15 protein-coding genes are annotated in these 19,507 nt (G+C 35.7%); all 15 read right to left on the minus strand.

Annotated features, from left to right (window positions below):
* Positions 1-37 precede the first annotated feature (37 nt).
* Entirely contained in the window at positions 38-523 is a 486-nt protein-coding gene (gene coaD, locus J7E16_RS03255) for a pantetheine-phosphate adenylyltransferase (protein ID WP_214888595.1), read from the minus strand.
* On the minus strand, positions 516-1,109 hold the full coding sequence (gene rsmD / locus J7E16_RS03260) for a 16S rRNA (guanine(966)-N(2))-methyltransferase RsmD (protein WP_342741940.1): 594 nt from the start codon (positions 1,107-1,109) through the stop codon (positions 516-518). Before rsmD ends, coaD begins: the two co-directional genes overlap by 8 nt.
* Positions 1,110-1,195: 86 nt before the next feature.
* Complete coding sequence (locus tag J7E16_RS03265; protein WP_214888598.1) at positions 1,196-1,522, minus strand: YlbG family protein; 327 nt, start codon at positions 1,520-1,522, stop codon at positions 1,196-1,198.
* A gap of 55 nt (positions 1,523-1,577) precedes the next feature.
* Entirely contained in the window at positions 1,578-2,750 is a 1,173-nt protein-coding gene (locus J7E16_RS03270; RefSeq protein ID WP_214888601.1) for a CAP-associated domain-containing protein, read from the minus strand.
* 108 nt (positions 2,751-2,858) lie between these two features.
* Complete coding sequence (locus J7E16_RS03275) at positions 2,859-6,290, minus strand: pyruvate carboxylase (RefSeq protein WP_214888604.1); 3,432 nt, start codon at positions 6,288-6,290, stop codon at positions 2,859-2,861.
* A 10-nt stretch (positions 6,291-6,300) separates the two neighbouring features.
* Entirely contained in the window at positions 6,301-7,443 is a 1,143-nt protein-coding gene (locus tag J7E16_RS03280) for an FtsW/RodA/SpoVE family cell cycle protein (protein ID WP_214888607.1), read from the minus strand.
* Between the two features lie 252 nt (positions 7,444-7,695).
* Complete coding sequence (gene typA / locus J7E16_RS03285) at positions 7,696-9,537, minus strand: translational GTPase TypA (protein ID WP_214888610.1); 1,842 nt, start codon at positions 9,535-9,537, stop codon at positions 7,696-7,698.
* A gap of 334 nt (positions 9,538-9,871) precedes the next feature.
* Positions 9,872-10,657 carry an inositol monophosphatase family protein gene (locus J7E16_RS03290; RefSeq protein ID WP_214888613.1) on the minus strand — a complete coding sequence of 262 codons (786 nt, stop codon included), beginning with the start codon at positions 10,655-10,657 and terminating at the stop codon, positions 9,872-9,874.
* 68 nt (positions 10,658-10,725) lie between these two features.
* Positions 10,726-11,007 carry a UPF0223 family protein gene (locus tag J7E16_RS03295; RefSeq protein WP_214888615.1) on the minus strand — a complete coding sequence of 94 codons (282 nt, stop codon included), beginning with the start codon at positions 11,005-11,007 and terminating at the stop codon, positions 10,726-10,728.
* Positions 11,008-11,022: 15 nt separating this feature from the next.
* Complete coding sequence (locus J7E16_RS03300) at positions 11,023-11,961, minus strand: lactate/malate family dehydrogenase (RefSeq protein ID WP_214888617.1); 939 nt, start codon at positions 11,959-11,961, stop codon at positions 11,023-11,025.
* Positions 11,962-12,210: 249 nt separating this feature from the next.
* Positions 12,211-13,617, minus strand: a complete 1,407-nt coding sequence (gene lpdA / locus J7E16_RS03305) for a dihydrolipoyl dehydrogenase (RefSeq protein ID WP_214888619.1) — start codon at positions 13,615-13,617, stop codon at positions 12,211-12,213.
* A gap of 12 nt (positions 13,618-13,629) precedes the next feature.
* On the minus strand, positions 13,630-15,255 hold the full coding sequence (locus J7E16_RS03310) for a 2-oxo acid dehydrogenase subunit E2 (protein ID WP_214888620.1): 1,626 nt from the start codon (positions 15,253-15,255) through the stop codon (positions 13,630-13,632).
* Between the two features lie 129 nt (positions 15,256-15,384).
* Positions 15,385-16,362, minus strand: a complete 978-nt coding sequence (locus tag J7E16_RS03315) for an alpha-ketoacid dehydrogenase subunit beta (RefSeq protein WP_214888622.1) — start codon at positions 16,360-16,362, stop codon at positions 15,385-15,387.
* 2 nt (positions 16,363-16,364) lie between these two features.
* Positions 16,365-17,474 (minus strand): pyruvate dehydrogenase (acetyl-transferring) E1 component subunit alpha, encoded by a 1,110-nt coding sequence (gene pdhA, locus J7E16_RS03320; protein ID WP_214888624.1) that lies wholly within the window; start codon positions 17,472-17,474, stop codon positions 16,365-16,367.
* A 549-nt stretch (positions 17,475-18,023) separates the two neighbouring features.
* The gene (gene gdhA / locus J7E16_RS03325; RefSeq protein ID WP_214888626.1) at positions 18,024-19,370 is read right to left on the minus strand and encodes an NADP-specific glutamate dehydrogenase; all 1,347 of its coding nucleotides are present in this window, start codon (positions 19,368-19,370) and stop codon (positions 18,024-18,026) included.
* Positions 19,371-19,507 lie beyond the last annotated feature (137 nt).

A 19,507-nucleotide genomic window follows, 5' to 3' on the forward strand; every position in this document is an offset into this window, starting at 1 on the left:
CTTTGTGTGCATAAATTTACTCACTAATTAATCATTTTCACTTTTTATACTTTCTTTTTATGGCATCATTAACACCTATTGGGACTAGACTGGAAACATCTCCTCCAAACATCGCTACTTCTTTGATCAAGCTTGAACTTAAGAAACGATATTTTTCATTTGACATTAAAAATATCGTTTCTATGTCCTGATGTTGAACTTTATTCATTGCCGCAATAGTTGATTCGTATTCGAAATCAGCATTGTTCCGTAACCCTCTTAACAAAGTTACTGCACCTATTCTCTTTGCTAAATCAACAGTCAGCCCACCACTATGCTCTGTTACACTTATATTTTCAATATGTTCTACTGCATTTTTTATAAAAGTCATTTTTTCTTCTAAAGAAAATAGAGCATTCTTTGACGTATTAGTCGAAACGGCTATTACGACTTGATCAAATAACTTTGAAGCTCTTTCTACAGTATCTAAATGTCCATTAGTAAATGGGTCAAAACTTCCTGGAAACAGGGCTATTCTATTCATTTGTCTCCTCCGTATTACTAACATATTCATACATGACAATTTGACTTGCTCCATAAATTTCATTTCTATAGGCTGTTGCTGCTCCAATTTTTTCTTTTAAGTGAGTACGCTTATCTACCTCACAAATGATAATGGCTTCATCATTTAATAAACCAGAATCTATTATTTTTTCGATTTGTTTTTCAATTTCTTGCTTAGCATATGGGGGATCTAAAAATAAAAGATCGAATTTTTTATTGCCTTTTAGTAGATCTATAGCACGATTAGCATCATTTCGATAGACATCAAATTTTCCAGGTTCTTTTGTTACGTTTATATTTTCTTTGATCGTTTTAATAGCTAAAGGATCTTGATCAATCAATACAGCTTTATCCATACCTCGAGAAACAGCTTCGATTGCTAACCCTCCGCTCCCAGCAAATAAATCCAAACAAGCTCCTCCGTCAAAATACGGTCCTATAATGTTAAAAATAGATTCTTTTACTTTATCTGTCGTTGGTCTTGTATTGTTTCCAGGAACAGCTTTTAATTTTCTGCCTCCGTATTCACCTGTAATAATTCGCATTTTTAATCTTCCTTTCGTTATCTAGTTTACGTTATAAACAGAACTAGCTTCCATAATACTAAATGCTAAACAAGCCGATAATATACCGACTTATTCAGCATTTGTAATTAAAAGACAGCCTCGCTAGATTTGTTTTCTTCAATATCTTTTTTGTTAGAATGTTCCTTATTAGAACTTTTTTTTTCTTTTCCAAAGAAATCTTTAAAATCTAAATTAATAAAAGGTCTATACGACAGTTCTACTTTTCGAACGAAATGTAGTTCGTTTAATTTTTTTTGCGTCATTTCTAAATCGGATTGATTGATGTACATAACAACATATTTCATCCGTCGGGAAGCATAATGAATCAACCCAAAACGTTTAAGTGTTTTAAAGTGCCTTAAACTATATACCCAAACTATGATTCCTTGTCTTTCATTTGTAGTTAACTCCATGTCTTTCCTCCTTTTGTTGTTGACTTTTGCCTATTGTGTTGAAAATTTTTAAATCTTAATGAAGTATAAGTAAAATATCATTACCGCGATAGGCTACCCCAATCTCTGTCATTCTAGCATCCATTAGAAATTTCCGTTCAATCTCAAGTGTGAGCCAATTCGTTACTAACCAAGTCATATCGGTTTTCTGATTGGAATACAAAATACGCACTTCATCTAGTTCTAAATTCGTTTTTTGTAAAGTGTCTTTTATTTGCTCACTCGTAAGAGGTTGGAACTCTTGATTTGTATTATCTTCAACGTATCTAGACTTATCATTAAGGATATATGTTTCAGTAGAGGATAAACCGCTAGTTTCAGCAAAGCTGCCTTCTTCTTCCAATTGTCCATCCCCATCAAGAGTTAGTTGCATCTCTTGATCTATAAAGATAGTTTGAGCTGCTTCAGATAGAGCGTCACTCTCGTTTAATACAGAAAGTTCATACCTTTGGCGCAATATATTTAATATCTCGTATACTTGCTTTTTGTTGGCTTCGCTGATTACTATTTGATTGGTTTCATCAATATCTATAGAATAATCATCATTTACTACAGAACCATCATCATACACCCCTAAACGAAGCAAGGACGAAGCATCTAAATAACGAACAGCAGTAATCTGATTCGTTGAACGATCCATCATTAATACTGCGAATGTTTGGTTATCAAAAGCAATCAAAGGACGATAATTCAAGTCGCTTTCTGTTAATTCTAAAGTTACTTGTTTATCTTGACTCTCAACAGAATATGTTGGATAAAAACTAGCAATTTGAAATACTTCTGTAATAGACATACCAATTTCAAAAGGAGCAACATTTAAATCAGATCCCAATGCAAATAAATCTGTTATCACTCCATTTTTAACGCCTAATTGGACATAATCTGTTTCATGTTCTCCAAATATCCACTGTTCTTCACCATATATCGTTGGATCTATTCGCTTTGGATCCCCAAAATTTTCTGTGAAACTTTCAACATTTTTACCTATATAACTGCCTAACCCTAAAACGGGAAGCTGCTCCGGTTCTAAATCAGTTGTTTGATAGTCAAAAGATTCAGATTGAATGGATTCACTTTCTTCTTTTGGTGTGATAATATCCGTTGGATTTTTTGAAATCACTTCCGGTAACCAATAAACAATAAGAAGCATAATAAAAACCAGCGGCATAGCTCTTAAAAATGTCTTCACTCATTTAGCCTCCTCAATTTGGTAGCTAAAGAATTCTAAACTACTATTCTTGCTATATTTCTTATTTAAATAAGCTCTTTCTTAGTCCGATTCTTCACTATTTAAAATTTATTTGGCTTTGATTTCAATCAATAAATCTCCCGTTTCAATAACATCGTTGTCCTCAACGTAAATTTGATCAATAATTCCTTCTATATTTGCTTTAATGGTCGTTTCCATTTTCATGGCTTCCGTTATAATAATTGGTTGACCTTGGATCACTCGATCCCCTTTTTTGACCAGTACCTCAAGAACAGAACCTGGCATTGTTGCACCAATATGTTCTTTATTTGTAGGTTCCGCTTTTTTCCGAACCAATTTTGTACTTGTAATACTATGATCTTTTACGACTACTTCTCTTCCTTGACCATTTAAATCGAAATATAGGATACGCATCCCTTCAGAATTTGGTTCTCCAATTTGATTTAACTTTATGATCAATGTTTTCCCTTTTTCAATCTGAACTTCGATGGATTCCCCAGTTCGCATACCATGGAAAAAGGTCATCGTATCCAGTAATGTTACTTCACCAAAACTTTCAAGATTTTTACGGTAATCTAAAAAGACCTGTGGGTACATAATATAACTGAGCACATCTTCTTGGGTTGGCTCTGTTTGTATTTTTTCAGCTAGTTCTTTTTTTGCTTCGTTAAAGTCAATTGGTTTAGCTAGACTACCAGGGCGAACAGTAATTGGTTTCTTATCTTTTAGTACAATGCGTTGTAGTTTTTCAGGAAAACCACCAGTCGGTTGTCCTAGGTCTCCCATGAAGAAACTAATAACAGATTCTGGGAAATCAATAGACATGCCTTTTTCATAAACATCTTCTTCTGATAGCTTATTTTGAACCATAAATAAAGCCATATCACCAACAACTTTTGATGAAGGTGTTACTTTAACGATATCGCCAAACATTTGGTTAACTGTTGCATACATTGTTTTAACTTCATCCCATTGTTCTACTAGCCCTACTGCTTTAGATTGTTGTTGTAAATTAGTATATTGTCCACCGGGCATCTCATGTTGATAGACTTCAGTCGAGGGCGCACTGATCCCTACTTCAAAATCGCTGTAATGCGAACGAATATCTTCCCAATAATGATTGATTTGTTGAACATTTTCGATTGAAATATCTGGAGCTCTATCTGCATTTACTAAGGCATAATACAAGCTGTTCATGCTTGGTTGGCTAGTTGCGCCACTCATAGCGCTCATCGCGACGTCTACGATATCCACACCTGCTTTTACTGCAGCAGCATAGGTAAATATTCCATTTCCACTGGTATCATGTGTGTGTAAATGAATTGGTACATTTACTGTCGCTTTTAATTCACTAATTAATCGATATGCCGCTTGGGGCATTAATATCCCAGACATATCTTTTACTGCAATTATATGAGCACCTTGATTTTCTAATTCTCTTGCCATATCTTTATAGTATTCTATTGTATATTTATCTCTTGTAGGATCGTTAATATCCCCAGTATAACAGATGGCTGCTTCAGCGATCTTTCCATTGTCGCGCACACTTTGAATACTTTTTTCCATTTGTTGGATCCAATTTAGGCTGTCAAAAATACGGAATACATCAATGCCATTTTGGGCTGCCTGTTGGATAAAAGCTTCAATAACATTATCGGGATAATTTTGGTATCCGACCGCATTTGATCCTCTGAATAACATTTGCAGTAAAGTATCTGGCATTTTATTGCGCAGTTTTGCCAGCCTTTCCCATGGATCTTCATTTAAGAAGCGATAAGCTACATCAAATGTTGCCCCTCCCCACATCTCTGAAGAAAATAATTGCGGAATGCCTTTTTGGGTTTCTTCAGCGATGTTCAAAAAATCTTGCGTTCTCACACGAGTAGCCAATAAACTTTGATGTGCATCTCTAAATGTTGTATCTGTCAGCAATACTTCTTGTTTGTTTTTGATCCATTCTACGACTGCTTCTGGACCATTTTTATCTAATACATTTTTTGCACTTACATATTCATTTTCTAAAGTCAGTAATTTTGCAGGTTTTCTTGCTGGTGTAAAGAATTTTTTGTCCCTTTTCTCAATCCCAGGAAATCCATTAACAGTAATATTTCCAACATACTGCATCATTTTGTTTCCGCGGTCTCTAACTTTTGAGAATTCAAACAATTCAGGTGTCGTATCAATGAAAGTTGTTTTAGCTTCACCTGATAGAAAAACAGGATGAGAGATAACGTTTTGCATAAACGGAATATTTGTTTTCACACCTCGAATACGGAATTCTTTTAATGCGCGTCCCATTTTTTGAACAGCCAATTCAAAAGTCGATGCTTGAACACAAGCCTTGACTAATAGCGAATCAAAGAAAGGTGTGACAACACTACCTTGGAAGCCATTTCCAGCATCAAGGCGAATACCAAATCCACCTGGTGAACGATACGTATTGATTTTACCAGTGTCTGGCAAGAAATTATTCATCGGGTCTTCCGTTGTGATACGGCATTGGATTGCTGCTCCAATCAACGGGATATCTTTTTGTTGCGGTACTCGAATATCTTTATGCAAATCTTTGCCCTGAGCGATAAGGATTTGGGCTTGAACAATATCTATTCCTGTAATCATTTCAGTAATGGTATGTTCAACTTGTACGCGAGGATTAACTTCGATAAAGTAAAAGTTGTCACCTTCTAATAGAAATTCAACTGTTCCGGCATTCACGTAACCTACGTGTTCCATTAATTGTACAGCTGATTGACACATCTCCATTCTTAATTTTTCTGAGATAGATACACAAGGAGCGACTTCAACAACTTTTTGATGGCGTCTTTGAACAGAACAGTCTCTTTCATATAAATGCACGATATTCCCATGCGCATCACCTAAAATTTGGACTTCTATATGCTTGGGATCTTGTATATAACGCTCAACGTAAATCTCACCACTACCGAATGCTGCCTTAGCTTCACTTCTTGCTCGTTCAAAACTATCTTTTACATCTGCTTCACTGCTGGCAACCCGCATTCCACGTCCGCCTCCACCAAGTGCAGCCTTGATGATAATTGGGTAGCCGTATTTATTTCCGAACGCTTTAACGCCTTCTAAGTCAGCGACTGGTCCGTCAGATCCTGGAATAGATTGAATACCGGCAGCAATTGCCGCTTCTTTAGCCTTAATTTTATCCCCAAAAATATCTAAGTGATGAAGTTTAGGCCCAATAAAAATAATATTTTCTTCTTCACAACGTCTAGCAAAGTCTATATTTTCAGATAAAAAACCGTATCCTGGATGAATAGCATCCACTTCTGAGTCTTTGGCAATACGAATTAAGTCTTCAATATCTAAATAAGCATCAATCGGCTTTTTACCTTTTCCAACCAAATAAGCTTCATCCGCTTTAAAACGATGAACAGAACCTTCATCTTCTTGCGCATAAACCGCCACTGTTTCAATAGCTAGCTCTGTTAATGCTCTAAAGATACGAATGGCAATTTCACCACGATTTGCTACTAATACTTTTTTCATTATGTCACTCCTAATTATTGTTTTTTTTATCCGCTGCGCTAACATTTAAAACTAAGCCAATAGAAATAGTCAGCACGATCGTACTTGATCCTCCGTAGCTGATAAAAGGAAAGGTTACTCCAGTTATAGGCATCAAACCTATAACTCCACCCAGATTAACAAGTCCTTGGACTAATAACATAGTTGCGATCCCTATACAAATCAACGCTCCAAATGAATCTTTTGCCCTAATGCCGACTAAATAGATCCGTAAAATCAATAGACCAAATAAACCAACAATGACCAGTATACCGAGCAATCCCATCTCTTCACCAATTATAGACATGATAAAGTCTGTATACGGTTCAGGAAGATAACCCGTTTTCTGGATGCTCTCTCCGATTCCTACTCCAAAGAGTCCTCCACGTCTTAAAGCATAATATGAATTTACTAATTGAAGTCCCGCACTTTCAGAAACAGCAAACGGATCCCAAAAAGCTAAGAAACGATCGTATTGGTATTTTTCTATTAATGGCAAACTCATACCAAACGTACGTACAAGAGCAAGTATGCCCCCTATTAAAGCGATTCCTATTGTTCCAACAGCTGCTGCTAATTTTGTTGAAACGCCACTTGCTAAAATCATAATAGTTCCAGTAACAAGTAATATGGCAGCTCCACCTACATCAGGTTGCAAGAGAATCAATAACAAATAAAATCCGAAAAGTGTTAATGGTGGAGTAACGGTCTCCTTAAAATTATGCACTAACTGATTTTGCTTCTTTGAAAAAATATAAGCAAAATACCAAATAACGACTATTTTTGCAAACTCAGCCGGTTGGAACCCAAAACCTAAAATAAATATCCACCCTTTTGCTCCATTTGTGACTTTCCCAAAAAAGAACAAGTAAAGAAGCAGTAGTGCGACCAAACCACTGGCAACTATTAAAAAGCGTTTATTTTTCAATAATTTATATTTGAATAAAAAAACAACCATACTAGTGACTAAACCCAAAAAGACAAAAAATGCTTGTCTGATAAAATAACGTTGGGAGTCATCGTACTGGCTAATGGCAATATAACTACTAGCGCTGTAGACCATTAAGATCCCTATTATGGATAAAACTAAATAAGGGATAAAAATATAATAATCTAGGTATTTGAATTTTTTCATATTTACGGCTAGAAGATGCCTTTAGCCTCCTTTATTCTCTGATTTTATTCGTGTTGACAAATTATTTAGTCTTCTTAAACTAATGATTATTTTCGCAACACTATTATTATAGCAACAAAATATCTATCCAACAATAACAAAGGGTGGTAATTTAATTTAATAACTTATTTAATGAAGGCTTTCTATAAAAAAAGACAGATTTCCAAAAATGATTTTACACATTTTTGGAAATCTGTCTTTTTAATTTTAGCTTTAGATTTGTGAAGATTTGTTTTTCTTAGCTGATCTTTCACGTTCACTTTTGTTTAATACTTGTTTACGTAAACGAACACTTTCAGGAGTGATTTCACAATACTCATCATCTGTTATAAATTCTAATGATTCTTCAAGTGTTAAATGACGAGGTGCTTTAATTACGTTAGTTTGGTCTTTATTAGCAGAACGAACGTTAGTTTTTTGTTTAGCTTTCGTGATATTTACAGTAATATCATTATCACGAGCGTTTTCTCCAACGATCATACCTTCATAAATTTCAGTACCTGGTTCGATAAAGATTACTCCACGATCTTCAACACCCATGATACCATAAGTTGTTGTTTTACCAGTTTCAGTTGAAACTAATGCCCCATTACGACGTCCACCAATTTTAGTTTTCAAACGTGGCAAGTATTGATCAAATGTATGGTTCATAATTCCATATCCACGAGTCATTGAAAGGAATTCTGTAGAATAACCGATCAATCCACGGGCTGGAGCTAGGAAAGTCAATTTAACTTGACCATTCCCGTTATTGACCATATCTTTCATTTCTCCTTTACGAGCACTTAGAGATTCAATAATTGAACCCATGTATTCTTCAGGAGTATCGATTTGAACTAATTCAAATGGTTCACATTGAACACCATTAAAGTCTCTCAAGATAACTTCTGGACGAGAAACTTGTAATTCATAACCTTCGCGTCGCATGTTTTCAATAAGAATTGCCAAATGTAATTCTCCACGTCCTGAAACGATCCAAGCATCTGGAGAATCAGTATTTTCAATACGTAATGAAACATCCGTATGCAATTCAGACATTAAGCGTTCTTCAATTTTACGTGAAGTCACCCATTTACCTTCGCGACCCGCGAAAGGAGAATTGTTTACTAAGAAAGTCATTTGCAATGTTGGTTCGTCGATGTGAAGAATTGGTAATGGATCAACGTGATCAACTGGTGTTACGGTTTCTCCAACAAAGATATCTTCCATACCCGAAACAGCAATTAAATCTCCTGCTTTAGCTTCTTGGATCTCAACACGATCTAAACCAAAGAATCCTAAAAGTTTTGTTACACGGAAGTTTTTAGTTGAACCATCTAATTTACTTAAAGTTACAGCATCTCCAACTTTAATTGTTCCACGGAATACACGTCCGATACCAATACGTCCAACATAATCATTGTAATCTAATAATGATACTTGGAATTGTAAAGGTTCGTCAGAGTTATCGATTGGAGCAGGAATTTCTGAAAGAATCGTATCAAAGATGTAGTTCATTGTTGGTTCTTGATCTTCTTTATCATCTGATAAACTAGTTGTTCCATTCATTGCTGAAGCATAGATAACCGGAAAATCTAATTGATCATCATTAGCACCTAATTCAATAAATAATTCTAATACTTCGTCAACTACTTCTGCTGGACGAGCTGAATCTTTATCAATTTTGTTTACAACAACAATAGGAACACAATTTTGCTCCAAAGCTTTTTTCAATACGAATCGAGTTTGTGGCATTGTTCCTTCATAAGAATCGACAACTAAGATGACTCCATCTACCATTTTCATGATACGTTCAACTTCTCCACCAAAGTCAGCATGTCCTGGTGTATCCAAGATATTGATATTAGTATCTTGGTATCTAACAGCAGTATTTTTAGCTAAGATTGTGATTCCACGTTCTTGCTCTAATGCATTTGAATCCATTGCACGTTCTGATAATTGACTATGTCCTTCTAATGTATCTGATTGCTTTAGTAATTCATCAACTAGGGTTGTTTTACCGTGGTCGACATGGGCAATAATAGCTATATTTCTAAGATTTTCTCTTCTTTTCATTAATGTATTCCTCCAAGATTCTTCTAGTTATTTCAATGCTACTGAATCGCTATCTACGAATAAAAATTTGTCCAATACCTTTTTTTTGCACTTGAACTATCCATAAGTTTTTTTGCAATTATTTGATGAAAACGCACTGAAAACTTATGAAGACAACTATCAACTTATCTATTCTAACACTTATAGAAGCATTTGGAAAGAAAAAAGAGAAGATAAAGGTAACTTTTTTATTGAAAGCGATTTATTCATTGCATGTTTCACATCTACATTTTGTACATATAGTAGGTGATTATCCAAATGAATTGAGTAGCTGAGTAAATTTTTTATAATTATTCTATATTTTTTGGCTTTTCAAAAGTTCGATAATTTCTTTATGAGCTGTAGGAGAAGCAACCAGCACAGGGGTTTTTTGTAATAAATCAACCTTATCTCCATTTAGCTTTGTATAGATCAATCCAACTTCTTCAGCAATTATTTTGCCTGCAGCAATATCCCAAGGGGCTAAAGTTGCTGCCAAGTAACCAATCAATCTTCCTGAAGCAACATGAGCTGTTTCAATACCTGCAGAACCAATTAAACGAACGCCAGAACTCGCTCTGCCAACCGTTCTAGCTAGCCCTTCTTCTTTTGACATGAGAGCACTGCTAATAGCCACAAGACCTTCTTTTAAAGGTCTATCTTCAATAGTAGGAAGCAGTCTTTTATTGCAGTAAGCTCCTTTGCCAGTTCGAGCAGAATATAATTTATCTTGCATAACATCATAAATATATCCTAATTGACCTTTGCCATCTTCATAAATAGCTATCATAATGGCAAAATCATCCTGCTGTTTAACAAAATTCAAGGTTCCATCGATGGGGTCTATGATCCACACTACACCATCTAAAAGAGAAATCTCATCTCCAAACCCTTCTTCTCCTAAGATACGTTCTCCAGGGAAAAAATGTTGGATTTTTTCAATGAACTGCTTTTCGATAGCTTTATCCATATTTGTAACTAGATCATTTCGATTTGATTTTCGTTCGATATCTAATTCATCATCGAATGATTCTTTTATTGTCGCAGCAGCAGCATAAATCCATTTTCTTATTAATTGATCTCTTTCTGTAAACTGATCCAAAAGAATTCACTTCCTTTCAAAAATAATTTTGATGTAGCTTATCAGGAAAAGAATCATTTATAAATAGCTTATCTTTCGCCCAAGCGGATCTTTTTTTTAGTCGTTGTTTTGGCTTCTTTTACTACACGATAGAGAGAGTAATCTGAAAGTGCTTCAAATTTATTTCCCCATCTCTTCTCTTCACCGATAGCAGGAATAACTTTTTTAAACTTCTTATACTTCATTAAAAATTCTTCTCGATCAATTTCTTTTTCATAAGCTAATTCTACCATACGCCAAACATTTACTACATCTTCCATTTGTTCTTTTGTCCAATCATAATCAATTGGATAACTATAATTTTTTTCCATTTCATCCTCCATATTTTACCCTTGTTCTATCCAGTCTAACTGACTCCTGATCTCTTTTGCAACCACCAATAATTTTTTTTGCTCTGTTTCAGAAAAGTTCAATCCACTAATTTGCCTGACTCCATTTTCTCCCAATAAAACAGGTATCGATAAAGGTATATCTTTTATTTCTTCTATATCCATAAGATGGACGAGTGGAACAACAGCTTTTTCATCTGTTATAATGAATTGTACAAGTTTGAGTACTGCTGTCGCCGTCGTTACCGTTAAATCGACATTTTCATTTATTTGGTCCTGTTTACTCAGCTTCTCTTCAATTTCGAATATATTCTCTTGGCTAATAGCGGTATTTGGATCCATCATTAATCCCAACAATGAATTTCCTCCAATGCTTGAACGACTCCAAGCTGCAGATTTATGCAACGGATCCCTTCCTCCAATAATATAACCTTTAACATCGCAAAAAGAAACATCCAATGTTTCACTCAATAGTTTCTGGAAATAGATCGTATCGATATAAGTCCCTATCCCAAAAATTTTATATTTGGGCAAACCGGAAAATTTCCATACTAAGTATGTAAATAAATCATTCAACTCATTAGCAACTAAAATTAGCCCCTTGAACCCTGAAGCCATAGCTTGATTAACGATTTTGCGTACCAATAAAATATTTCTCCTAATATAATCTGATTCCTGTTCATTTTCAAGTTTTGGCTCTCTAGCAGTCAAAATTAAAATTTCAGCATCTGCATAATCTTTTTCAGTACCGATTTTCAGATTGCTCATAGAAAATAATTTTGAAGCATACTGCAAATCATTTATTTTATTGTCCTGCTGATTTGAGGATGGGATCAAATAGACTTCTTTTAACTGTAAAGTGACCATACTCAATAAACAAATCTGATAGGCCAAGTCATCAGATCCGATTACTATTATTTTTTTTTCGCTTTTCATTTGTTTTCCCCCAAGTGTCGTGTATGCTTACTTCTTTTTTTTATTCATTACTTTATTTACTAACACCTTGACAAACCTAGTATAACAAAATGGATCGTTCAAGTGGCTATAATTATGTTGCATTTATCCGTATTTTTTCAAAATTAAAAAGAGCTTCTCATTCCGTTTAGAATGAGAAGCTCTTTTTCAGTACGGACACATCCTAACTGGAACAATTAAGATGACTACCAAATAGCGTAGCTTTTTTTATTACATATGAATTGGTAAACCTAATGCTAACTCAGCAGCATCCATAGAAACTTCAGCTAAAGATGGGTGAGCATGAATAGTTGAAGCAATATCTTCTGCAACCATTCCAGATTCAACTGCCAAAGCAAGTTCAGCAATAACATCACTAGCACTAACACCAGCGATTTGTGCTCCTACAAGAACACCATCAGCTTTAGTTGTAACTAAGCGAACAAAACCTTCTGTAGCATTTAATGACAATGCGCGACCATTTCCAGCTAATGGGAATTTAGATGTTTTTACATCTAATCCTTTTTCTTTAGCATCTGCAGCTGTTAACCCTACAACAGCTAATTCAGGATCTGTAAATGCAACAGCAGGCATAGCTCTATAATCGATTGCTACTTTTTTACCAGAAATTGCTTCTGCAGCAATTTTTGCTTCATAGCTAGCTTTATGAGCTAAAGCTGCTCCTGGAGTAATATCTCCGATTGCATAAATGTTTTTAACATTTGTACGACCTTGTGCATCAACTTTAACTAAACCACGGTCATTAAGTTCAATACCAGCTAATTCCAAGCCCATTTCATCAGTATTTGGACGACGACCAACTGTTACCATTACATAATCAGCTTCAATTGTCTTTTCTTCGCCTTTAACTTCATAAGTGACAGAAACGCCGTTTTCAGTTTCAACAGCTTGTTTAGCCATAGCACCGTTTTCGATCGTAACATTTTTCTTTTCAAAGTTATCTTTTACTAATTTGACCATATCTTTTTCAAATGTTGGTAAAATAGATGGTGCAAATTCAAGAATTGTTACTTCAGCTCCTAAGTTTGCGTAAGCTCCAGCTAATTCACTTCCGATATAACCGCCACCAACAACAATAAGTTTTTTGGGAACCTCTGGTAAAGCTAATCCACCAGTTGAGTCAATTACACGTTTACCAAATTTAAATCCTTTAATTTCGATAGGACGGCTACCAGTTGCAACGATTGCATTGTTAAATGAATACGTTTGTGCAGCTGTTTCAGTCATTACACGTAAAGTATGTTCATCATTGAAGTAAGCTTCACCACGAAGAATCTCTACTTTATTTTTTTTCAATAGGCCTTCAACACCCTTTGTTAGAGTTGATACGACTTTATTGTTTTTCCATTCTTGAGTTTTAGCAAAATCTAAAACTACATTTTCAGCGGTTACTCCGAAAACAGATGAATCCAAAGCTTCTTGATAGTGGTGACCAGCACTGATTAATGCTTTCGAAGGAATACATCCAACGTTTAAACAAACTCCACCTATATATTCTTTTTCTATGATTGCTACTTTTTGTCCCATTTGGGCAGCGCGAATGGCTGCTACATATCCTCCTGGACCAGAACCGATAACAACTGTGTCTAACTCTATTGCGAAATCTCCTACTACCATTTTAAATCCACCTTACCCTTCCATTAATAATAATTCTGGATCAGCAAGCAATGCTTTTAATTCGTTCATTGCTTTTTGTGCAGTTGCTCCATCAATGATACGGTGGTCAAAACTTAATGACAGTTGCATAACTGGTGCTACAACAATTTCGTCATCTGCATTAACAATTGCTTTTTTAGCGATACGACCAACACCTAAAATAGCAACTTCAGGATAGTTGATTACTGGAGTGAACCAGCCGCCACCGATTGAACCGATATTACTGATTGAGATTGAACCATTGCTCATTTCATTAGGTGCTAACTTACCTTCTGTAGCTTTGCCGGAAAGTTCAGTAATTTCACCAGCAATAGAGAAAATACTCTTAGCATCAGCATCTTTGATAACTGGTACGAATAATCCGCGATCAGTATCTGTAGCAATACCAATGTTGAAGTAATGTTTGTAAACAACTTCGTTAGTTGAATCGTCAATTGAAGCATTCATTGCAGGATATTTACGCAACACTGAAACGATAGCTTTAACAACATACGGCAAGAATGTTAATTTAACACCTTTGCTAGCTGCAATATCTTTGAAGTGTTTACGGTGAGCCATCAATTTAGTTGAATCTACTTCATCAAACAAAGTCACATGTGGAGCGGTTGCTTTGCTGTTCACCATTGCTTTAGCGATAGCTTTACGCATTGGAGTCATTGCTTCACGAGTTTCAAGTTCAGCTTGATTAGATTTGAACGCTTTAGCTGGTGCCGCTTCTTTCTTAGCTGCTGGAGCCTTAGCTTTAGCTTCAGATACTATTTCAGTTGGTGCAGCTGCGGGTACTTTTCCGCCAGTACTCATGAAGTTTTCAATATCTTCTTTTGTTGTACGACCATTTTTTCCAGTTGCAACAACTTGAGTAATATCTACATCGTTTTCACGAGCAAATTGGCGAACTGATGGCATTGCTAGAACATTTTCGTTTGAAACAGGCGCTACAGTAGAACCGACTGCTGTGGGTGCTGTTGGAGCCGTTGGAGCTGCTGTTGGTTCAGCAACGGGTGCTGCACTTTCAGCGTTATGTTCTGGAGAGTCAATTTCTAATAATGCTTGACCTACCAAAGCAACTGTTCCTTCTTCAACTAATATTTTTTTGATTGTTCCTGAAACAGGTGTTGCAATTTCTTCTACAGATTTATCGTTTTGAATTTCTGCAACAGAATCTTCTTCATTAACTGTATCGCCTTCAGCTACTAACCATTTTACGATTTCGCCTTCTGCCATTCCTTCGCCAACATCTGGCATTTTGAATTCATAGAAAGAAGTTCCTGATGAAGCTTTTGGCGTTGCAGGAGTTGCCGCTGCTGGAGCTGCTGGTGAAGTAACTGGAATTGATTCTTCTTCTTCATCCTCTTCATGTCCTGGAGCATCGATTTCGACGATAACTTGTCCAACTGTTGCTACGGTTCCTTCTTCAACCATGATCTTTTTGATTGTTCCTGAAACAGGTGTTGCAATTTCTTCTACAGATTTGTCGTTTTGGATTTCTACGATTGAATCTTCTTCTTCAACTGTATCGCCTTCAGCCACTAACCATTTTACGATTTCGCCTTCTGCCATGCCTTCGCCAACATCTGGTAATTTAAATTTAAATGCCATTTTTTATATCTTCCCTTCTTTAATTAGCTATTCTTTCTGGAAATGGTTCTCAGTTTTTAACACAATAAGAAGAAACAAATACAATAATTTTTGTAAAATCATTGTATTTGCTATTTCACTTTGAATAGATTAGAAATTATAAGTTGCTTTTACTTTTTCAGCAATATCAGTTGCATTTGGCAACCAAGAAGTTTCTGCTAAACCAAATGGGAAAACTGTATCTGGTGCAGCAACACGCCCGATTGGAGCTTTTAATGAAAGGATAGCACGTTCAGAGATTTCTGACATAACCATAGCCCCAACACCAGCTTGACGTTGTGCTTCTTGAACAACTACAACACGCCCAGTTTTTTCAACAGAAGCTATAATTGTTTCAATATCTAAAGGAGAAATAGTTCTTAAGTCAACAATTTCAACAGAGATTCCTTCTTTTTCAAGTTCGTCAGCTGCTTTGATTGCTTCGCGAACCATAGCTCCATAAGTGATAACTGAAACATCTTTACCTTCGCGAGTGATAGCTGCTTTTCCAAGAGGAATAGTGTAAGATTCTTCCGGAACTTCATCACGGAATGAACGATATAGTTTCATGTGTTCCATGAAGACAACTGGATCATTGTCGCGTAAAGCAGAGGTCAATAAGCCCTTTGCATCATATGGGTTTGATGGAACTACTACTTTGATACCTGGAGATTGAGTAAGTAGACCTTCAAGGTTATCTGAGTGCATTTCAGGAGTATGAACGCCACCACCAAATGGTGTGCGAATAGTAATAGGCATGTTACGAGTACTGCTCATACGGTAACGAGTACGTGCTGCTTGTCCTACGATTGAGTCTAATACTTCAAATAAGAATCCAATAAACTGAATTTCTGGAACAGGACGGAAACCTTGTAGAGCAAGCCCAATAGCTAATCCACCAATACCTGATTCAGCAAGGGGTGTATCTGAAACACGTTCTTCGCCGTATTTTTCTTGAAGACCAGCAGTTGCACGGAATACACCGCCATTTTTACCTACATCTTCACCGAAAATCAAAATATCTTGATCACGTTCCATTTCTTGGTCAAGCGCTTGGGTAATCGCTTCGATCATTGTTTTTTGTGCCATGTTTATTTACTCTCCTTTGCTTCGAAAGTTGCAATTTGTTCAGCGATAACTTGAGTTGGTGTTTCGTACATATTTTTCAAGAAATCGGAAACTTTTTGTTTTGGTGCTTGATCTGCTTCTGTAACAGATGCTTTAATTTCTTCTTTAGTTTTTTCAATTAATTGATTTTCTTTTTCTTCTGACCATATGCCTTTTTCAGTTAAGAAATTACGGTAACGAATCAACGGATCACGTTGTTCCCAATAATCAAAACTTTCTTGGTCACGGTAACGTGTTGGATCATCCCCTGATGTAGAGTGAGGCCCAAAACGAGAAGTGATCGTTTCAATTAATACAGGACCGTTTCCAGCTACTGCCCAATCTCTTGCTTGTTTAGTAACAGCATACACAGCTAAAGCATCCATACCATCTACTTGAATCCCTGGAATTCCTGCAGCAACAGCTTTTTGAGCTAATGTTGTAGCAGCTGTTTGTTTATGGCGAGGTGTTGAGATCGCATAGCCATTATTTTGAATAAAAAATACTACAGGAGCTTTGTAAGCACCAGCATAGTTCAATCCTTCGTAGAAATCTCCTTGAGATGAACCGCCATCACCAGTATAAGTGAATGCTACGTTTTGTTTGCCACGTTTTTTCAAACCAATACCCACACCCATTGCTTGGATGATTTGAGCACCAATGATGATTTGCGGTGGTAAAGCATTTAAATCTTCAGGGTATTCATTCCCTAAAGAATGCCCACGAGACCATAAAAATGCTTTTGAAACTGGCAATCCGTGTTGGATAAGTTGAGGAATATCACGGTATCCTGGTAATAATACATCTTCTTTTACGAATGCATAATGACTAGCTAATTGAGAAGCTTCTTGTCCAGCTGTTGGAGCGTAGAAACCTAAGCGTCCTTGACGAGCTAAAGCCATTGAACGTTCATGTAAAATTCTAGACCAAACCATTTTTTCCATTATTTCAACTAGTTGATCGTCAGATAAATCAGGCATGATGTCTTTGTTTACAACTTTACCGTCCTTATCTAAGATTTGTACCATTGGGAAAGCCGCATCAATGGTGCTTAACAATGCTTCAAAATCTACTGGTTGTTTTTTGTTAACCATGTATAACCCATTCCTCTCTCTATAACCATATTGTTTTTTTAAAATTCTGTTTTGTACACCTCTAAAACTGTATTACTCAGAATTTTTTACACTCTAAATTTAACACGCTTTCAAATTAGATGCAAGTAAACTCTGCACCAATCCTTTTAAAAGCAACTAACGTACTTAAATTCACCCTATTTTTATCTATGACGGCGTTCCTGAAAGTGAAGTTATTCACTAACTATTTTAAAAATTCTTTGTTATATAGCACTTTTTTTTATAATTTTTTTTTGTGAAAAAACTCTATTTCTCTTTCTTTAACTGTTATATAATTTATTAAAAACTGTACTACTTTAAAATAAATGTGTTTTCTTTTTTTTGAATAAGATTTATTTCACAAAAAAATTATTTTTTGATTAGAATTAGCTGACTTTTACTTTTTTTGTCTTTTTCTTCCTAAAATCACATTTTTATTTTATAAAAAAGCAAAATACGACTGATAAAAACAATGTTGTTTTTAAAAAAACTAAAAAAGAGAACCCAAATCAATGGATTCTCTTTTTAATCTTAAATAACGCCTTGACTCATCATAGCTTTTGCAACTTTTGTGAAACCAGCAATATTAGCTCCTGCTACAAAATCACCATTTAAATCATATGACTTAGCTGTATCTCTTATTTCTTTATAGATGTTTTTCATAATTTTTTTCAATTCTTCATCAACTTCTTCAAATGTCCAATTTAGTCTTTGACTATTTTGACTCATTTCTAAAGCTGAGACAGCTACTCCTCCTGCATTCGCAGCTTTTGCTGGTCCATAAACAATGCCGGCTTTTTGGAATTCTTTAATTGCTTCTAAATTACATGGCATGTTTGCCCCTTCAGCGACGGCCCATACTCCTTGGCTAATCATTTTTTGGGCTGTTGGTCCATTAATTTCATTTTGAGTAGCACATGGAAGTGCGATAGTATATTTTTTTTCTAAATCCCAGATACTCCCAGTTTCATATACTGCATTTGGACGATCATTAAGGTATTCTGAAATTCTGCTTCTTCCGACCTCTTTAACTTTTTTAACAATGTCTAAATCAATTCCTTCAGCATCGTAAATATAGCCATCAGAGTCCGAACAAGCAATAACGGTCCCGCCAAATTCTTGAACTTTCTCAATCGCATAGATTGCTACATTTCCGCTCCCAGAAACAACTACTTTTTGATTTTTGAAAGATTTGCCGATATCATCCAACATTTCTTTAGTGAAGTAAACTAGTCCATAACCAGTTGCTTCTGTTCGTGCTAAACTACCACCTAAGAAAATTGGTTTTCCAGTCAAGATTCCTGCTTGAAAGCCATTTAATTTTTTATATTGTCCAAATAAAAATCCGATTTCGCGTGCTCCTACACCGATATCACCAGCTGGAACGTCGATATCTGGTCCTATGTGTCGTTGCAGTTCTGTCATGAAGCTTTGGCAAAAACGCATAACTTCATCATCGGATTTACCCTTAGGATCAAAGTCGCTACCGCCTTTACCGCCACCAATTGGCAATCCCGTCAAACTATTTTTAAAAATTTGCTCGAATCCTAAAAATTTAACAATACTTTGCGTAACTGATGGGTGAAAACGTAGTCCTCCTTTATAAGGTCCTATAGCAGAATTGTATTGAACTCTGTAACCACGGTTTACATTCACTGCACCTTGATCATCTGCCCACGGAACTCTAAATTGAATAATTCTTTCTGGTTCTACTAACCGTTCTAATATATTCTTTTCAATTAATTCTGGTTGTGCTGCGAAGACTGGTTCGATGGTCCCAAAAAATTCTTTTACTGCTTGTAAATATTCTGGTTGGTCTGGGTCCCGTTTTGAAACTTTAGCATAGACCTCATTAATGTAATTTTTTGCATCTACCATATTTTAATCTCCTCAAACTTTCGATTTACTTTCGATTTAAAACTACTTTCTATTTCATGCTCACCATTATCTCATAATCTATATGCAAAAAAAAGTTTTATTTAGTATTTTTATACCTCGTGCAAATTAGTGCGTTT

Origin of the sequence: Carnobacterium sp. ISL-102, assembly GCF_018612935.1 — a bacterium.
Taxonomy (GTDB): Bacteria; Bacillota; Bacilli; order Lactobacillales; family Carnobacteriaceae; genus Carnobacterium_B; species Carnobacterium_B alterfunditum.

What these genes read in the sequence shown, in the direction of transcription:
- J7E16_RS03275 (WP_214888604.1), bottom strand. Translation starts at nt 6,290, where the DNA reads ATGAAAAAAGTATTAGTAGCAAATCGTGGTGAAATTGCCATTCGTATC.
- J7E16_RS03280 (WP_214888607.1), bottom strand. Translation starts at nt 7,443, where the DNA reads ATGAAAAAATTCAAATACCTAGATTATTATATTTTTATCCCTTATTTA.
- coaD (WP_214888595.1), bottom strand. Translation starts at nt 523, where the DNA reads ATGAATAGAATAGCCCTGTTTCCAGGAAGTTTTGACCCATTTACTAAT.
- lpdA (WP_214888619.1), bottom strand. Translation starts at nt 13,617, where the DNA reads ATGGTAGTAGGAGATTTCGCAATAGAGTTAGACACAGTTGTTATCGGT.
- J7E16_RS03295 (WP_214888615.1), bottom strand. Translation starts at nt 11,007, where the DNA reads ATGGAAAAAAATTATAGTTATCCAATTGATTATGATTGGACAAAAGAA.
- J7E16_RS03315 (WP_214888622.1), bottom strand. Translation starts at nt 16,362, where the DNA reads ATGGCACAAAAAACAATGATCGAAGCGATTACCCAAGCGCTTGACCAA.
- pdhA (WP_214888624.1), bottom strand. Translation starts at nt 17,474, where the DNA reads ATGGTTAACAAAAAACAACCAGTAGATTTTGAAGCATTGTTAAGCACC.
- J7E16_RS03265 (WP_214888598.1), bottom strand. Translation starts at nt 1,522, where the DNA reads ATGGAGTTAACTACAAATGAAAGACAAGGAATCATAGTTTGGGTATAT.
- typA (WP_214888610.1), bottom strand. Translation starts at nt 9,537, where the DNA reads ATGAAAAGAAGAGAAAATCTTAGAAATATAGCTATTATTGCCCATGTC.
- J7E16_RS03310 (WP_214888620.1), bottom strand. Translation starts at nt 15,255, where the DNA reads ATGGCATTTAAATTTAAATTACCAGATGTTGGCGAAGGCATGGCAGAA.
- gdhA (WP_214888626.1), bottom strand. Translation starts at nt 19,370, where the DNA reads ATGGTAGATGCAAAAAATTACATTAATGAGGTCTATGCTAAAGTTTCA.
- J7E16_RS03300 (WP_214888617.1), bottom strand. Translation starts at nt 11,961, where the DNA reads ATGAAAAGCGAAAAAAAAATAATAGTAATCGGATCTGATGACTTGGCC.